This is a genomic window from Pseudomonas sp. 3MAES_34.3B, from assembly GCF_058145875.1.
In genome coordinates this window covers 5,365,688-5,382,105 of sequence record NZ_CM176960.1, presented here as the reverse complement: position 1 = coordinate 5,382,105, position 16,418 = coordinate 5,365,688, and the positions used below count along the sequence as shown (strand labels likewise).

General features: G+C 61.2%; 17 protein-coding genes. 6 read left to right on the top strand and 11 right to left on the bottom strand.

Going from position 1 to position 16,418, the window contains the following annotated elements:
• Window positions 1-11 precede the first annotated feature (11 nt).
• Genes AC3Z8Y_RS24295 through AC3Z8Y_RS24285 form a run of 3 tightly spaced genes read right to left on the bottom strand, consistent with a single transcriptional unit; the run spans window position 12 to window position 1,791 of the window.
• Window positions 12-683: a GNAT family N-acetyltransferase gene (locus AC3Z8Y_RS24295; RefSeq protein WP_490087899.1), complete on the bottom strand. Its 672-nt coding sequence runs from the start codon at window positions 681-683 to the stop codon at window positions 12-14.
• Window positions 684-691: 8 nt separating this feature from the next.
• Window positions 692-1,138 (bottom strand): GNAT family N-acetyltransferase, encoded by a 447-nt coding sequence (locus tag AC3Z8Y_RS24290; RefSeq protein ID WP_490087898.1) that lies wholly within the window; start codon window positions 1,136-1,138, stop codon window positions 692-694.
• Window positions 1,135-1,791: an FMN-binding negative transcriptional regulator gene (locus AC3Z8Y_RS24285; protein WP_490087897.1), complete on the bottom strand. Its 657-nt coding sequence runs from the start codon at window positions 1,789-1,791 to the stop codon at window positions 1,135-1,137. Before AC3Z8Y_RS24285 ends, AC3Z8Y_RS24290 begins: the two co-directional genes overlap by 4 nt.
• Window positions 1,792-1,882: 91 nt before the next feature.
• Here AC3Z8Y_RS24285 and pdxR point away from each other — a divergent pair, with 91 nt between their 5' ends.
• Window positions 1,883-3,424, top strand: a complete 1,542-nt coding sequence (gene pdxR / locus AC3Z8Y_RS24280) for a MocR-like pyridoxine biosynthesis transcription factor PdxR (protein ID WP_490087896.1) — start codon at window positions 1,883-1,885, stop codon at window positions 3,422-3,424.
• Window positions 3,425-3,463: 39 nt separating this feature from the next.
• Here pdxR and AC3Z8Y_RS24275 read toward each other — a convergent pair whose 3' ends face one another.
• The 6 genes from AC3Z8Y_RS24275 to AC3Z8Y_RS24250 form a co-directional block, all read right to left on the bottom strand.
• Window positions 3,464-4,564 carry a polyamine ABC transporter substrate-binding protein gene (locus tag AC3Z8Y_RS24275; RefSeq protein ID WP_490087895.1) on the bottom strand — a complete coding sequence of 367 codons (1,101 nt, stop codon included), beginning with the start codon at window positions 4,562-4,564 and terminating at the stop codon, window positions 3,464-3,466.
• Complete coding sequence (locus tag AC3Z8Y_RS24270; RefSeq protein ID WP_490087894.1) at window positions 4,564-5,607, bottom strand: histone deacetylase family protein; 1,044 nt, start codon at window positions 5,605-5,607, stop codon at window positions 4,564-4,566. The genes AC3Z8Y_RS24275 and AC3Z8Y_RS24270 overlap by 1 nt, the downstream gene beginning before the upstream one ends.
• A gap of 145 nt (window positions 5,608-5,752) precedes the next feature.
• Entirely contained in the window at window positions 5,753-6,745 is a 993-nt protein-coding gene (locus AC3Z8Y_RS24265) for an AraC family transcriptional regulator (RefSeq protein WP_490087893.1), read from the bottom strand.
• A 61-nt stretch (window positions 6,746-6,806) separates the two neighbouring features.
• A complete protein-coding gene (locus AC3Z8Y_RS24260) occupies window positions 6,807-7,814 on the bottom strand; it encodes an asparaginase (RefSeq protein WP_490087892.1) in 1,008 nt (335 codons plus the stop codon).
• 3 nt (window positions 7,815-7,817) lie between these two features.
• Complete coding sequence (locus AC3Z8Y_RS24255; RefSeq protein WP_490087891.1) at window positions 7,818-9,233, bottom strand: alanine/glycine:cation symporter family protein; 1,416 nt, start codon at window positions 9,231-9,233, stop codon at window positions 7,818-7,820.
• A gap of 229 nt (window positions 9,234-9,462) precedes the next feature.
• Window positions 9,463-10,887: an aspartate ammonia-lyase gene (locus AC3Z8Y_RS24250; protein ID WP_490087890.1), complete on the bottom strand. Its 1,425-nt coding sequence runs from the start codon at window positions 10,885-10,887 to the stop codon at window positions 9,463-9,465.
• Window positions 10,888-11,063: 176 nt separating this feature from the next.
• On the opposite strand from AC3Z8Y_RS24250, the gene AC3Z8Y_RS24245 reads away from it, so the two are divergent.
• Complete coding sequence (locus AC3Z8Y_RS24245; protein WP_490087889.1) at window positions 11,064-11,969, top strand: LysR substrate-binding domain-containing protein; 906 nt, start codon at window positions 11,064-11,066, stop codon at window positions 11,967-11,969.
• Between the two features lie 3 nt (window positions 11,970-11,972).
• Here the strand turns inward: AC3Z8Y_RS24245 and AC3Z8Y_RS24240 are convergent, their stop codons facing one another.
• Window positions 11,973-12,629, bottom strand: a complete 657-nt coding sequence (locus AC3Z8Y_RS24240; RefSeq protein WP_490087888.1) for a hypothetical protein — start codon at window positions 12,627-12,629, stop codon at window positions 11,973-11,975.
• Window positions 12,630-12,935: 306 nt separating this feature from the next.
• On the opposite strand from AC3Z8Y_RS24240, the gene purE reads away from it, so the two are divergent.
• The 4 genes from purE to AC3Z8Y_RS24220 all read left to right on the top strand — a co-directional run bounded on the left by purE (window position 12,936) and on the right by AC3Z8Y_RS24220 (window position 15,457).
• Window positions 12,936-13,427 (top strand): 5-(carboxyamino)imidazole ribonucleotide mutase, encoded by a 492-nt coding sequence (gene purE / locus AC3Z8Y_RS24235; protein ID WP_181111136.1) that lies wholly within the window; start codon window positions 12,936-12,938, stop codon window positions 13,425-13,427.
• A 2-nt stretch (window positions 13,428-13,429) separates the two neighbouring features.
• On the top strand, window positions 13,430-14,512 hold the full coding sequence (locus AC3Z8Y_RS24230; RefSeq protein WP_490087887.1) for a 5-(carboxyamino)imidazole ribonucleotide synthase: 1,083 nt from the start codon (window positions 13,430-13,432) through the stop codon (window positions 14,510-14,512).
• Between the two features lie 112 nt (window positions 14,513-14,624).
• Complete coding sequence (locus tag AC3Z8Y_RS24225; protein ID WP_181111134.1) at window positions 14,625-14,870, top strand: GlsB/YeaQ/YmgE family stress response membrane protein; 246 nt, start codon at window positions 14,625-14,627, stop codon at window positions 14,868-14,870.
• 53 nt (window positions 14,871-14,923) lie between these two features.
• Complete coding sequence (locus AC3Z8Y_RS24220) at window positions 14,924-15,457, top strand: DUF3299 domain-containing protein (RefSeq protein ID WP_490087886.1); 534 nt, start codon at window positions 14,924-14,926, stop codon at window positions 15,455-15,457.
• A gap of 35 nt (window positions 15,458-15,492) precedes the next feature.
• Here the strand turns inward: AC3Z8Y_RS24220 and AC3Z8Y_RS24215 are convergent, their stop codons facing one another.
• A complete protein-coding gene (locus AC3Z8Y_RS24215) occupies window positions 15,493-16,392 on the bottom strand; it encodes a D-hexose-6-phosphate mutarotase (RefSeq protein WP_490087885.1) in 900 nt (299 codons plus the stop codon).
• Window positions 16,393-16,418: the final 26 nt, after the last annotated feature.

The following is a 16,418-nucleotide window of genomic DNA, read 5'->3' as shown; positions in this document are numbered from 1 at the left end:
CCTACCGGGCTTTATCCACGCAGCGCTTCCAGGGTTTTCACCTGCTTGCCATCCTGGAAGTTCTCCGGCGCCAGCCAGGCCCGGAAGGCCTCTTCGGCGGCGGGCCATTGTGAGTCCAGCATGGAGAACCAGGCGGTATCGCGGTTGTGGTTCTTCACCACCATATGCTGGCGGAATACTCCCTCCGGGGTGAACCCGAAGCGGGTAGCCGCACGGCGCGACCGTTCGTTGCGGTTGTCGCATTTCCATTCAACCCGGCGGTACCCGGCGGCGAACACTTGCCGCGCTAGCAGGTAGATCGCTTCGGTGCCCTTGGGGGTTCGCTGCATGGGGGCGCCGAACGCTACATGGCCGATCTCGATGCGGCCATGGGCGGGCACGATGGACATCAGGCTCAATACGCCCTCGGCCTTGCCTGTGTGCTTGTCGACCACACAGAACCCCAGCGGATCGTTGCTGATGGCATAGCCGTCGAGCCAGATGTCGAAGGTTTCGCGGTTATTGAAAGGGCCGTACGGGAGGAAGTCCCAGAACAGCGGGTCGGCCTCAGGGCCCTGCAACACTTCCCACAGGTCTTCGCTGTGCCGCGCGGGCACCAACTTTTCGAGGCGGATGTATTCCCCTTCGATGGTATCAGCGACCGGTGCCTTCACCGGTTTCCAGATCATTGCGGGGGTTACCATGACGGCTCCTAAAGGGGTTTGCGGAATTGGATAAAGCCCGGCCGCTCCGCGATACGTTCGTACAAGGCGATGGCGGTGGCGTTGGTTTCGTGGGTCAGCCAGTGAACCTTGGTACAGCCGCCGCCCCTGGCCTGGGCATAGACGTGCTCGATCAATTGACGGCCAACTCCAAGGCCGCGTTGGCTCTCGTCGACGATTAGATCCTGCAAGTAGCAAGAGTTCTCGATCGTCCAGCAGGAGCGGTGAAAGATCCAATGCACCATGCCTACCGCCTGCCCATCGCACCAGGCGAGCGCCGCATTGATGGGTTCATTCGTGTCGAGTATCCGCTGCCAGGTCACGTCGGTAACGGCGTGCGGAATGTCCACGCCATAGAACGCCTGGTAAGCCTTCCACAGCGGTAGCCAGTTGCCTTGATCGTGGGCCTGAACGGAGCGGATTTCAATAGCTTTCATGGGGTATCTCTTGCTGGTTGAACGATAGGGCCCGCGCCCATGGCGCTTGCCAGGGCTTGATCACTTGAGTGCGTACTGGCCGCCAGTGCGTCCCTCACCCCTTGTACGTCCGCAGCGCTTCGGTTCTGGCTGAGCTTTCGCTTGCCCTCGATGTGCTCGATCGCAATGGAAAAGCCGACGATAGCGGTGAGCATTTTCTGGATGTAAGCCGGGGGGGCATCGCTGATCGACCAAGGCTCGGCACGTTGCGCCTCATGCCGCTGGGTGAGCGCCCCCACCACGGCATGCAACTGTTCGGGTTCATGGAAGGTGCATGGCGTGCCACGCACCTGCACAGAGATGTAGTTCCAGGTAGGCACCACGCTGGGGTTATCCGCCTTGCTGGGATAGAACCCCGGGCTTACATAGGCATCCGGGCCGCTGAACACCACGAGTGCAGGTGTACCCGCGGCGAGGTCGTGCCATTGCGGGTTGGCTTTGGCCAAGTGCCCTTGCAATACGGCCTGATCCCCCTTGCGCTTGAGCAACAGCGGCACATGGCTGGCTTGCAGGCCTTCGCTGCCGTGGGTAATCAGCAACGCCAGGCCGCAGTCACCGATCTGCGCCAGCAAGCGGTTTACGTCTGATTCCTTGAACGCAGTAGGGTTGTACATGGCGGTTTCCTCGGGAGGGACATGCGCTATGCTACGTATCCTATTGGCCCGCTATAAGATCCATTAACTGCAATATTCAAGGTTCCAATCCGTGAACTCTCCCTTACCCTTTGATCCCTGCGGCCTTGAGTTCATCAAAGGTCAGGGGTTGGTTCGACAGTTATATGAGCAACTTCGTGAGCGAGTGCTCGATGGGCGTTTGAGCGGTGGCGTGCGCTTGCCGGCGAGCCGAGACCTGGCAACGGTGTTAGGGCTATCCCGAAACACAGTAATGCGCGCCTATGAACAGCTTACGGTTGAGGGGTTTACCGAAGCCCGCGTGGGCGACGGTACGTATGTGGCAATTACCCCAACGGCGCGGCAAAACAGTTTCTCGCCAGTGCGTTCATCCACAGAGTTATCAACAGGAAATCACCCTAGGTTAACCACAGGCTTATCCACAGAAAGCACTGTATTTGCATCCAGTAAAACGCCTCTGACATCTGCATACTCCCGGGCATTGGCCAATGGCCTGGCGATGCCAAAAAAGGGACCCCCACGGGCGTTTCAAGTGGGCATACCTGCATTCGATCTGTTCCCTTTCGACGTTTGGGGCAAGCTTTACAGCGCCTTTTGGCGAAACCCTGACCTCAGCGCCTTCACCTATCAAGACCCCGCCGGAGAAGAAGCCCTTCGCGACAGAGTCGCCGCTTATCTACGCAGTTCTCGGGGCTTGAGTTGCAATGCTGATCAGATAGTAATCACCTGTGGAGCGCAGCAAGGAATAAGCCTTTGTGCACAGCTGCTTCTGGAAGCTGGAGACTACGCTGCGGTTGAGAACCCGGGCTACCGGGCAGCGGGCCATGCACTGGCCAGTGCCGGAGCATGCCTCGTAGGTATTGATGTAGACAGTGAGGGCTTGAGTGTTGAAGCGCTAAACCAGGCCCCCCCGTGCAAAGTGGCCTACGTGACCCCGGCCCACCAGTACCCGACCGGGGTGACCATGAGCCTGGCGCGCCGGCTGCAGTTACTGGAATGGGCAGGGCGAACCGGGGGCTGGATCATTGAAGACGATTACGACGGCGAGTATCGCTACAGTGGCGCGCCCTTGGCCCCTCTGGCCGCGCTGGACCCCAACGGCAGGGTCATTTACGTGGGTACATTCGGCAAGGTGGCATTTCCCGCCCTGCGGTTGGGTTACCTGGTTCTACCGCCTGGGCTGGCGCCCGTATTCGCCAGACGCCGCGCCGTGGATACCCGTCATTCCGAAGTGGCCAGCCAGTGGGTAATGACTCAGTTCATCCTGCGGGGGCATTTTCAAAGGCATATACGCCGGATGCGCAAGGCAGCGCTGGGCCGGCGCAACGCACTGTTGGGCGCTTGGCCGCTCTCCATTCCAGGCTGCAGCCCTATGCCGGCGGTCAGTGCGGGGCTGCATGTGAAAGTGGACGTGAGCACCGCTGAACGAGAAACCGAGCTGGTGCGGTTGGCAGCCGATGCAGGTGTGGATATCCAGCCGTTGTCCAGCTACTGGTTGCCAAGCTCCAACACGCCTGTGGATAAGCGTGCCGGGCTGGTACTGGGCTTTGCCGGTATCAATGAACGCGCTATCTGCGTGGCGGTGTCTCGGTTAAAAACCGCCTGGCGAATATAACCCCGGCCTGCCGCCCCAAGGCGGCAGGCCAGATAACGATCAACTGCCCGATTTGATGCGTGTCCAGGAACGCGTGCGCAGGCGCTCGCCTTCTCGATCCATCGGTTTGAGGGTATACAGCTTGGCCATTGCTTCCTCGGTCGGGTAGAGATTGGGGTTGGCCCTGATGGCCGGGTCAACCTTGTCTGTGGCGTCCTTGTTCGGGTTGGGATAGCCCACGAAATCGCTGATTGGCGCGATCACTTCAGGGCGCAGCAGGTAGTCGATGAAGGCGTGGGCGTCGGCGGGGTTGGCCGCGTCCGCCGGTATTGCCAGCATGTCGAACCAGATAGGCGCACCTTCCTTCGGCAGGCGCATATCGACCTTCACGCCGTTTTTGGCCTCCTTGGCGCGGTTGGCCGCTTGGGAAAAACTGCCCGAATAACCGACAGCCACACAGATGTCCCCGTTCGCCATGTCCGCCATGTATTTGGAGGAGTGGAAATAGGTGATGTAAGGCTTGAGTTTCACCATCAATGCCTCGGCTTTCTTGTAGTCCTCCGCTTTGCTGCTGTTGGGGTCAAGCCCGAGGTGCTGCAAGGCCAGCGGCATGATCTCGGAAGGGGAATCCAGGAAGGCAACGCCGCAGCCGTGCAGCTTCTTGAGGTTGGCTTCGTTGAACACCAGGTCCCAGCTGTCCACTGGCGCGTTGTCACCGAGCGCAGCCTTCACCTTGTCCGGGTTGAAGCCGATCAGGATCGTTCCGTACATGTACGGCACAGCGTATTTATTGCCTGGGTCATTGGCCTCGAGCAACTTCATCAGCTTGGGGTCCAGGTGCTGCCAGTTGCTCAACTTCGAGCGGTCCAGCGGTTGGAATACCCCTGCCTGGATCTGCTTGGCCAGGAACACATTGGACGGAACGACCAAGTCGTAACCAGACTTGCCCGCCAGCAACTTGGCTTCCAGCGCTTCGTTGGTGTCGAAGATGTCGTAGACCAGTTTCACGCTGGTGTCTTTCTGGAAGTTGGTCAGCGTTTCCGGGGTGATGTAATCGAACCAGTTGTACACCTTCAATGTACGAGGCTCATCGGCCTGGGCTTGGCTCATCAGCCCGAGGGCGCATAGCGCGGGCACCAGCAGTCGCTTGAATGGGGTCATTATCGAGCTTCCTTGATTGCGCGTTCGAAACCTTCCAGCACGTTCACCGCATTGATGCCAATTTCCTCGACGGCGTACCCGCCTTCCATCACGAACAGCGTAGGCCTGCCCAGGCGGGCAATGCGCTCGCCCATCAACAGATAGTCCGGGCTATCGAGCTTGAATTGAGAGATCGGGTCTTCCTTGAAGGTATCTACGCCCAGCGATACAACCACGACGTCCGCGTTATAGCGGTCAATTTCTCCACACGCCTGGTCCAGCGCAGCGGCCCAGTCATTCCATCCGCTGCCAGCCGGCAACGGGTAATTGAAGTTTAGCCCCTCGCCAGCGCCTTCCCCGGTTTCGTCGGCATAACCGAGGAAGAAGGGAAATTCCGCTGTTGGATCGCCATGGATCGACGCGAACAGCACATCGCTGCGCTCATAAAAAATGGACTGGGTGCCGTTGCCGTGGTGGTAATCCACATCGAGGATCGCCACACGCGCCCGGCCTTGATCCAGAAACGCCTGTGCTGCGATAGCCGCATTGTTCAGGTAGCAATAGCCGCCCATAAGCTCGGCTGCGGCGTGGTGCCCCGGCGGCCGGCACAGTGAAAATGCGCTGTGGGCGCCTTGTTGGATATCGGCAACGCCGCTCAAGGCGACCTGGGCGGCGCTATAGGCAGCCTGCCAGGTACCAGCGGTAATGGGGGCGCCGCCATCGAAACTGTAGTACCCCAGCTCGCCGTGCAGGCTGGTGGGTTTTACTTGCCGCAGCGTGCGCGCCGGCCAGGTATAGGGCAGCAGGTCGCCGTCCTCGCCCATCGTGGCCCAGCGGTCCCAGGCGCCTTTGAAGAACGCCAGATACGCCTCGCTGTGTACCCGCTGCAACGGTGCCATCCCGAAGTCTTCGGGCGGCAGTACCTCGCCCAATTGCTGGTGTTCTACACGCGCCAGCACGTGGTCCGCCCGCGAAGGCATCTCGAAGCAGGGCATCAGCTTTCCGTCGATCAGTTCACACCGACCGTGGTGCAAACGATGATCATCCGAATAGTAGGTACGCATATTGTTGTTCTCCGCAGGCTGTTTACCGTGCTCCATTCTTGAACCGGGCGTAGGGCGGCGGGAACGGCAGGAGTGGCCAAAAGGGGATAAATATGGCCACGGAGGGTGTCCGTATTTCGCCCCTCCATAGGGCGGCGTGCACCGTTCAGGCGCGGAATGCACTCGGGGAAACGCCACTCCAGCGGATAAAGGCGTGGCGAAAACTTGCGGTCTCGCTAAACCCTAACTGTTCTGCGATCCGGTAAACGGGCAGTCGCGCTTCTACCAGCAGATGTTTGGCCTGCTCGAAGCGCAGGTCGTCGAGCAGGTCCTGGTAGCTGCTGCCCACATCCTGCAGGCGGCGGCGGAGCGTGCGCCCTGAGCACTTCATTTGCCGCGCCAGCCCTTCCAGGCCAGGCGGCGCATGCAGTTGCCGAGCAAGCGCCTGGCGGATGCGCCCCAACCAGGCCTGGCGGCCTGTGAACTCTGAATTCTGCCGTCGACAGCGCTCTGCCATGGCACTGTGGGTAACTGCGTCGGCCAGTGGCAAAGGCTTGGCCAGCCATTCTCGTTCGAAAGCAAAGGCGTTGTCTGTACACCTAAAGCGTAGCGGGCAATTGAACGCCTGCTGGTAATCGTCGGCGTAGTGGGGCAGGGCGTGGCTGAAGCGGGCCTCCTTAAGGGGAAGCGGCTGGCCAAGCACGTCATTGCAGATCACCCGCAGCGAGGCCATGCACAGTTCGGCGTTGAAGATCGCCAGCGCGGGGCGGTCGGTGTAGTTCGAGGCGCGCAGCCATACCAGGTTACTGTCCTCCTCCAGGCGTAACTCGAACAGCGTTCCGAGTAACGCGGGGTAGCGCAGTGCAAACGTGAGGGCGTCACCGAAAGTGGCACTCAGTAGCAAGGCGTAACCCAGCATGCCGTAGGATGACACGTGCATTCGCGCACCCAACTCCAGCCCGATGTTGTCCCGCAGGCCATAGGCGTTGGCGCAGACCTGCATCTCCTGGGCGGTGGTGATGTGCAGGTCGGGCCGTGCCAGGTCGGCTTCTTCGATGCCGCTTCCCGAGAGCAGCGCTGGCGTGCTGATGCCCTCGGCGCGGAAGGTATCAAGGATCAGCGATACGGCGTTTAGCGTGGTGAGGTGACTGTGCAGCATGTGGGCGCCTCCGAAGTTGCCGGAGGCGTGCAAGCTTCGCGCCTGCGAGGTGAGCCCCGCTTCAGCGGCGCAGGCCGGTCAGCTCACCGCAGAGGTCCACTTCCAGCAGGCGGGCCACATCATCGGCCTGCAGGCCAATGCCAAGCAGGCCATGTAACTTGCCGAAGGCCGCCTCGCGGGTCATTCCGCCACCGGCAACAACGCCGGCGTTGCGCAATCGGCTGCCGGCTTCATACACATCGAATACCACACCGCCTTGCTGGCATTGAGTGACCGCCACCATGACCACGCCCTGATCCCGGGCCTCGCGTAACGCACCGAGGAAAGCTGCATCATCGCCTGGCCCGGTGCCGCTGCCATAGCATTCCAGCACCAGGCCCTGCACGCCGGTCGCTATCAGCGCGCTTATCCATGCCGGATCGAACCCCGGCACCAAGGGCAGGGTGGCTACGCGCGCCAAGGCTTTGGGCTGCTGATAATGCAGCTGCGCTGGCAGCTCACCGGTGGCGGCTGCGCTGTGGTCCCGGTGCAACGGCGCGAACGCGTCGCGGCCGCTGCTGCGTACCTTGGCACACCGCGTCGGGAGCATCGACTGGCCATGGAAGTGCAGCCATACCCCAGCGCCCATGCCTTGGGTCAACAGGTTGAGCGCACCTTCCAGGTTTTCCCAGGCGTCGCTGTCGGCCACGCCAGCGGGCAGCATCGAGCCTGTGAACACAACCGGCGCGGGCAAGCCGATCAGCTGAAAGCTCAAGGCCGCTGCGCTGTACGCCAGCGTATCGGTGCCATGCAGCACGAGTACGGCATCGCAGCCGTCGTTGTCCACTGCCTGGCGAATCGCCCCTCGCAGCTGTTGCCAGTAAGCAGGAGACATATTGGCGCTGTCGATCAGCGGCTGCATTTCCTGGAACGACCAGGCCGCGGTCTGCAACCCGGAAGCGTCCAGCCGAGCCTGCATCCGTGCCTCGAAGCCGCCCGCAGGCGCCAGGCCGCTGGCCGTGGCCTGCATACCGATGGTACCGCCGGTATAGAGCACGCGAATGTGGGAAGCAGGCTGGGCAGGGCTCATAGGTCAGCTCCGGTCGGTATCTTGGGGTTGGCTGGTCACGGGCCAGGCACGCGCGTCCAGGTCCAGGTCGGCGTACTGACGCGCATCGAACACGGGTGTTTTTACACCTGCTGCCCGTTGCGCATCGTAGTCACGCAGCAAGCGCAGGCCAACCTTGAACAGCAGGAACAAGGCAGTAAGGTTCACCAACGCCAGCAAAGTCATGGTGAGGTCGGCGAAGGCAAATACCGTTTCCAGGTTTTCGATTGCACCCCATACCACCAGGGCAAGCACGATCACGCGGTAAACGAAGATCATCTTCTTGCCGCCGCCCAGGAAGCGCAGGTTGTTCTCACCCAGGTAGTAGTTGTAAAGCATCGACGTGAACACGAACAACGCCAGGGCTACGCTGATGAATACCTTGCCCCAGGGCCCCACCACTGCGGCCAGCGAATCCTGCGCCAGCACGATACCGTTGCCGTTGAATGCAGTGCCGTATACCCCGGACAGGAGAATCAGCAAAGCCGTACAGGTGCAGATCACGAAGGTGTCGAGGAACACGCTGAAGGCTTGCACTACGCCTTGCGCAACCGGGTGGCGCACTTCAGCCACCGCAGCCACGTTAGGGGCGCTGCCAAGGCCGGCTTCGTTGGCGAATACACCGCGTTTTACGCCCAGCACGATCGCGCTGCCCACCAGCCCGCCAAAGACCTGGTCGATACCCAACGCGCTCTTCACGATGGTCGCAAGCATGAGCGGCACCTGATCGAACTGCAGCACGATCACGTAAACGGTGACGGCAATGTAGGCCAGGGTTTTCACCGGTACCAAAAGGTCCGCGACCTTGGCGATACGCTTGATGCCGCCCACGAACACCAGGCCCATGAGCACGGCGAGCGCCAGCCCGGAGTACTTCACGTCAAAGCCGAAGGCATCGTTGAGCGAGGTGGTGACCGCGTGGGACTGCAGGCCATTGAAGGCGAAGCCGAAGGTGAGCAGCAGCAGCGCCGCCATCACCATGCCCAGCCAGCGCTTGCCCAGCCCATGCTGGATATAGAAAGACGGGCCGCCGCGGTATTGGCCTTCTTCGTCGCAACGCTTGTACAGCTGGGCGAGGGAGCATTCGAAGAAGCTGCTGGCCATGCCCACCAGCGCCGTTACCCACATCCAGAACACCGCACCTGGGCCACCCAGGGTAACCGCCACGCCCACGCCAGCGATGTTGCCAGCGCCTACCCGGCCGGCAAGGCTGAGCATCAGTGCCTGGAACGAGCTGAGTTGGCTGGAGCTGCTGCGCAGGCTGTCAGCGAACACGCTGAACATATGCGGGAAATGGCGCAACTGAACGAAGCGCGAACGTAGTGTGAAGTAGCCGCCCAGCCCGACGATCAGCACGATCAGCACTTTGCCGGACAGGAAGTCATTAAGGACCCCAAGCATGTTGTTTCCTCGTGTTGGCAGCCGGGTAGCGAAACGCCACACCGACAAAAAAGGGGCGCACTATACCCGCGTATAGCGCGAGCGTCTGCCCAGCCTTGGTGCAAAGCGGACGTTCGGGCATTGAAAACAAAGGCAAAAGCCTGAAAAACGGACAAAAAAAGAGCCCCGTTTCGGGGCTCGCAAAAGGTGAGAGGTGTCTAGTCCCTCAGCCTGGTGATGCGGTGTGTAATCAGGCTTTGAGCGGCACCAGCCGCGGCGCGATCATGTTTTCAGGGCGCAGGATGTCGGCGAGCATGGCGTCGTCGAGCAAGGCTTCCTCGCGAACCAGTTCCAGTACGCCACGGCCGGTTTCCAGCGCGATGCGGGCGATACGCGTGGCGTTTTCATAGCCGATGTAAGGGTTGAGCGCGGTGACCAGCCCGATCGAGTGTTCCACCAGTTCACGGCAGCGCTGTTCGTTGGCCGTGATGCCCACGACGCAATGCTCACGCAGCATGTCCATGGCGCGCTGCAGGGTGCGGATCGAGTCGAAGATCTTGTAGGCGATCAGCGGCTCCATCACGTTGAGCTGCAACTGGCCGCCTTCTGCGGCGATGGTCAGGGCCAAGTCGTTGCCCATGATCTCGAAGGCCACCATGTTCACGGCTTCGGGGATAACCGGGTTGACCTTGCCGGGCATGATGGAGCTGCCTGGCTGACGGGCCGGGAGGTTGATTTCGTTGATGCCGGTACGTGGGCCGCTGGACAGCAGGCGCAGGTCGTTGCAGATCTTCGACAGCTTGACTGCGGTGCGCTTGAGCATGCCGGAGAACAGCACGAACGCGCCCATGTCGGAGGTGGCTTCGATCAAATCGGCCGCAGGTACCAATGGCTGGCCGCTGATGGTTGCCAGGCGAGCCACCGCGAGGTGCTGATAGCGCGGGTCGGCATTGATCCCGGTGCCGATGGCGGTACCGCCCAGGTTCACTTCAGTGAGCAGTTCCGGCGCGAGGCTGCGCAGGCGTTGCAGGTCTTCGCCCAAGGTGGTGGCGAACGCTTTGAACTCCTGGCCCAGGGTCATGGGCACGGCGTCCTGCAACTGGGTACGGCCCATCTTCAACACATGCGCGAACTCCGCGCCCTTGGCGGCGAATGCCTGGATAAGGCTATCGAGGCTGGCAAGCAAGGCGTCGTGGCCCAGCAGCAGGCCCAGGCGGATGGCGGTGGGGTAGGCGTCGTTGGTCGACTGCGCCATGTTCACATCGTTGTTGGGGTGCAGGTGTTGGTATTCACCCTTCTGCTTGCCCATCGCCTCCAGGCCAATGTTGGCGATCACCTCATTGGCGTTCATGTTGGTGGAAGTACCGGCGCCGCCCTGGATCATGTCCACCACGAACTGGTCGTGGAAGTCGCCCCGGATAATCCGCGCACAGGCTTCGCTGATCGCTGCATGCTTGCTGTCGCTGAGGTGGCCAAGTTCACGGTTGGCGTCGGCGGCAGCCTGCTTGACCATCGCCAGCGCAACGACAAGCTTGGGGTAGTGCGACAGCGGCACGCCGGAAAGCCGGAAGTTGTTGACGGCACGCAGGGTCTGGATGCCGAAATAAGCATCAGCGGGGACTTCGAGGGTGCCGAGGAGGTCTTTTTCGATGCGCGAAGATGCAGCGGAGGACATGATAGCTGTTAGCTCTGAGTGAACCCGGTAAGCACCGGAATGCTGCTAATACTGCGCTTTGAGGCGATAATGCGGCCAATGCTGTTGCGCGCTGCCCCATGCACAAACGGCATAACGATGGGTGTGACGAATGGTCGCTCCCGAGCGTGTACCCCTGCTGACCGGAAGGCTCTTTGATGAACCTCGAAACCAAATGGCTTGAAGACCTCAGCGCCCTGGCCGCTACCCGTAGCTTTTCCCAGGCGGCGGAGCGGCGTTTCGTCACCCAGCCGGCATTCAGCCGCCGCATTCGCAGCCTTGAAGCTGCGTTGGGCCTTACCTTGGTAAACCGCGCTAAAACCCCGATCGAGTTGACAGAGGCCGGGCAGCTGTTTCTGGTGACCGCCCGCAATGTAGTTGATCAGGTTGCCGAGGTATTGCGTCACCTGCACCACCTTGAAGGCGGCCCAGGCGAAGTGGTGCAGGTAGCTGCGGCCCACTCGCTTGCGCTGGGCTTCTTTCCAGGCTGGATCGCGCGGCTGCGGAACGAGGGCCTGCCCATGGCCACACGGCTGGTGGCCACCAACGTGGGCGATGCTATCCATGCGCTGCGCGAAGGCGGCTGCGACATCATGCTGGCGTTCTATGACCCTGAAGCGACGCTGCAGATGGACCCGGAGATCTTCCCGTCGCTGCACCTGGGCGCTACCGAAATGCTGCCAGTGTGTTCGACGTCGGCGGACGGCAGCGCGCTGTACAACCTGGACAGCGGCGGCAGTGTTCCCTTGCTTGCTTATGGCGCCGGCGCCTTCCTTGGGCGATCGGTGAATGCGCTGCTTCGCCAGCGCGGCTTGCGCTACACCACGGTGTACGAAACCGCCATGGCGGATAGCCTCAAGGCCATGGCACTGCAGGGGCTGGGAGTGGCCTGGGTGCCCCGGCTGAGCGTAACCGCAGAGCTCAACCGGGGTGAGTTGGTGGTATGTGGGGCCCCCCTTTGGCACATTCCACTTGAGATCAGGCTCTATCGTTGTTCACTTGTGCGAAAAGCCAGCGTGCGGTTGCTATGGCGCAAGCTTGAAGCGCCGGGGCAGCGGGGCTAAGCCTCAAGGTGCTTCCGACAGATAGGCATTGATGGCTTCTCGATTACGGTCACTATAGCGATAGCAGTTCGAGCGCAGTGCTTGCCTGTACGGGTAGGTATAGGTTTCGCAGAACCATCCGTTGAACAACACTTCGGCGCCTTCGTGGGTGGCCCCGAACATGTGGCCTAGCTCGTGACCGGCGGCAGCGAAGGTTTTCAGCGAGGCCCAACCTGCGCTATTGCGTATCAGCCCTTCGCCGAGAAGCTCGCTTTGCTCCGGATCCTGCGCCGGAACGCTTCCGGGGACCAGCAGCAGGGTCTTGTCCAGCCGGTAGTTCCAGTCGCTGTTGTCTTTTCCCCACACCTGAGCATTATGGTGAAGCAGCAGATCCCAGAGTGGTTTTCGATCCGCCACCCGGTAATCCGCGTTCGAAATACCCGCGACGTTTTCGTTGAGGCGCAGCTCGACTTTACGGCCGGAAAACGTTTCCATTTCCTTTACCCATGGCTTGAGGTACCTGGCCTCAAGATCCTCGCGCTGTGAGGCGGGCACATCATCGTGCAGCACCACATTCAAGCGGATCGGCATAGCTTGGGCAAAAGCAGCGGGGTTATAGAACACAAGGCCTGCAAGGGCGCCAAGGGTGGTGGCAGCGTACAGCTTAAATGGTTTTTGCATGGGATCCTTCCTCCGACAAGGGCGTCTATGCCCGGGCCCATCTGACCAAAGTGGGCGAAGGTGGCGGGAGGCTGTAGCAGCGACCATTACGTGGGGAATGTTCCTTCCTCGAAGTGCGAAACATGCACCGGGCCGTCGGGACAGGCGCGGTCACAATTGCGCCCATTCGCCGGCTGTTGAGGTATACTGCGCGGCCTCTGGCCGGTGGGTGATCCGGCTTTCGACCCAAGTCAAGCCACGCCGCTTTGCCGCGTGGCTTGTTGTTTTCTGTCGCGCCACAGGCGCCCGAAATGAAGAGGCTCGACGATGAGTGCACTGGTTGGCGTGATCATGGGCTCGAAGTCCGATTGGTCCACCCTTAGCCACACCGCCGACATGCTGGAAAAGCTCGGTATCCCCTACGAGGTGAAGGTGGTTTCCGCTCACCGCACGCCCGACCTGCTGTTCCAGTACGCGGACGAAGCCGAAGGGCGAGGCCTGGAAGTGATCATCGCCGGTGCTGGCGGTGCTGCTCATCTGCCAGGCATGTGTGCAGCCAAAACCCACCTCCCGGTGCTGGGCGTGCCGGTTCAGTCGTCGATGCTTTCGGGCGTGGATTCACTGCTGTCCATCGTGCAAATGCCCGCTGGCGTTCCAGTGGCAACGTTGGCCATCGGCAAGGCTGGTGCGATCAACGCCGCGTTACTGGCCGCCAGCATCCTGGGCGGCAAATACCCGCAATTCCATGATGCGCTGGTGCGCTTCCGCACCGAGCAAACCACGACTGTGCTGGACAACCCGGACCCGCGCGAGGCCTGACCATGAAAATCGGTGTTATCGGTGGCGGCCAGCTGGGCCGGATGCTTGCCTTGGCGGGAGCGCCGCTGGGCATGCGCTTCAGCTTTCTCGATCCGGCGCCTGACGCCTGTGCCGCCGAGCTGGGCGAGCATGTGCTTGCCGGGTATTCCAGCGAGCAGCACCTGCGCCAGTTGGCCGAGGCGGTAGACCTGGTCACGTTCGAGTTCGAAAGCGTGCCAGCAGAAACCGTCGATTTTCTTTCGGGCTTCGTCCCCGTGTATCCCAGTGCCCAGGCCCTGCGCATCGCCCGCGATCGCTGGTTCGAAAAAAGCCTGTTCCGGGAGCTGGGTATACCCACGCCTGATTTCGCCGATATTCAGTCCCAGGCGGATCTGGACGCGGCAGTCGCCAGCATCGGCCTGCCTGCGGTACTGAAAACCCGCACCCTGGGCTATGACGGCAAGGGCCAGAAGGTGCTGCGCAGCGCTGCCGATGTGGCGGGCACGTTTGCCGAGCTCGGTAGCGTGCCTTGCCTGCTCGAAGGCTTCGTGCCTTTTAGCGGGGAAGTATCGCTGGTAGCGGTGCGCGCCCGTGACGGTGAAACGCGTTTCTACCCTCTGGCGCACAACACCCACGAAGCGGGCATCTTGAAACTCTCGATTGCCAGCAGCGGCCACCCGTTGCAGGCGCTGGCCGAAGACTACGTCGGGCGCGTGCTGGAAAAGCTCGATTACGTAGGTGTGCTTGCCTTCGAGTTCTTCGAAGTGGATGGCGGGCTGAAGGCCAACGAGATTGCGCCCCGGGTGCACAACTCTGGCCATTGGACCATCGAAGGCGCGGAATGCAGCCAGTTCGAAAATCACCTGCGGGCAATTGCCGGTTTGCCATTGGGTTCCACTGCCAAGGTCGGTGAAAGCGCAATGCTCAACTTCATCGGCGAAGTACCGCCTGTGGAAAACGTGATTGCCATCGACGGTTGCCACCTGCATCACTATGGCAAGGCATTCAAGCCTGGGCGCAAGGTGGGCCACGCGACTGTTCGCTGCGCTGATTCCGCTGCCCTGGGTCAAGGCATTGCCAACGTGCAGGCACTTATTGCCGATTGACCGAAGCGGGTAACGTAGCGGGCACCGAAGCGGAACCTCCGTGGCCCCTCGCCCTCTCATTGCAAGACGCCGGTTGCCACGCGGCCGGCCCTGTGACTGAGAGGGATACTTAATGGGCATTATCGGAACCATCGTAATCGGCTTGATCGTTGGCTTGCTGGCGCGCTTTCTGAAACCCGGCAATGACAGCATGGGCTGGATCATGACCATCCTGCTCGGTATTGGCGGTTCGTTGGCGGCCACCTACGGCGGGCAGGCACTGGGCATTTATCAGGCAGGCGAAGGGGCAGGTTTCCTCGGCGCACTGGTTGGCGCGATCATTCTGCTGGTGATCTACGGCATGATCAAAAAGGATTGACCCCTCGGGGACGGGGGCTGAAATTCGCCCCCGTTTCTGGAGACTCATCGTTGATGCGCGTTGTACTGCTTGCCTGCTTGTTGTCGTTCTGCACCCTGGCCTGGGGAGAGCCACCGGAAACGGACTGGTTGGCCCTGATGCCGAAGTCCGACCAGAAAGCCCTGGAGGACATGCCGGACATCGACCACAACACCCCGGAAGCTTCCGGCTCCTTCACCGGCAAAGGTGGGCTGAAGAACCCGAAGGGTCTGCCTGCGGTGATGTATTCCACCAAGACCGTGCCGGCAATGGATGGCAAGACCATTCGAATCGGTGGTTATCCGGTTCCGCTGGAAACCGATGCCAAGGGCCGCAGCACGCTTTTCTTTCTGGTGCCCTACCCGGGTGCGTGTATCCACGTACCGCCGCCACCGCCCAATCAGTTGATTCTTATCCGCTACCCCAAGGGTTTGAAGCTGGACGACATCTACACCCCGTTGTGGGCGATCGGTACGCTCAAGATTGAAAAGGTCAGCAACGACCTTGCCGACGCCGCGTACGCGATGGACGCCAGCAAGGTGCGGGTAGTGGAAGACAAGGACCTGTAACCCTCGCCCCGGAGCTGGGGCGAGCAACTTGAGCGTTACAACGCTTCGCTGGAAATGGTCACTGCCAAGGTATGGGATTCGCCAGGGCCGAGTACCTTGGCATCTGCCATCACGTTGGCCGTTTCGATGCAGAACATGCGCTGCCAGCCGTCGTTGGCCATATCTGGAAGGGCGGCGGCACGCTCGATCCAGGGGTTCCAGATCACCGCGCTCGCCGAACCTTGGGTATCGATCAGGATGCGCCGCTTCCATTCGCTGTCGGCAATGGTCAACCGAGGCGGTGTTTGAAGGTAGATACGGTCGGTTTCGCCTGTCACTTCCAGCCGGCCGTTCTGGTTACGGCGCGCCCAGTCTTCGAGGGTTTCGATGTATTCCAGCCCTGCCACTTCTTCCACGGCTACCTGGCGCACATCGCTGACGGCGAAGTAGGTGTGCAGGGCCTGGCTCAGATGAAGGGCTTCGACCCCAAGGTTGAGCGTGGTCAGCGACACTGTCAGGGTATCGGCCAGTTCCACTTTCAATTCAAGGCGCGCGGCGTGAGGCCAGCCAGGAAGCTGGCCGTCGGCTTCGGGCAGGGTGAAGGTGAGCGTGACCTTGTCGCCTTCGATGGCTGGTTCGGCCAGGCCCCACTTCAGTGTGCGTACCAGGCCGTGCGCCGTTGCAGGTTCGGTGCCTTCGCGCATGTGCTGAATGGCTTCAGGGTTGCGGGCCAGGTTGCCGAACCAAGGCCAGCACACCGGTACGCCCGCGCGGATAGGCTTGCCTTGCTTGAAATCGGCGTGGTCGTTGAGCCAGATCAGCGGCTGCTCGCCCGTTCGGCCATAACTCAATACCTGCGCGCCTTGCTCGGCCACCAGCAGCTCCGCGTGGGCGGTTTTCACGCGCCAGATATCCAGTTCGCCCTGCTTGAGCTTTTCCAGCGTGGGGGTCGACATATCGCTTCCTCGATACAGATGGGAGT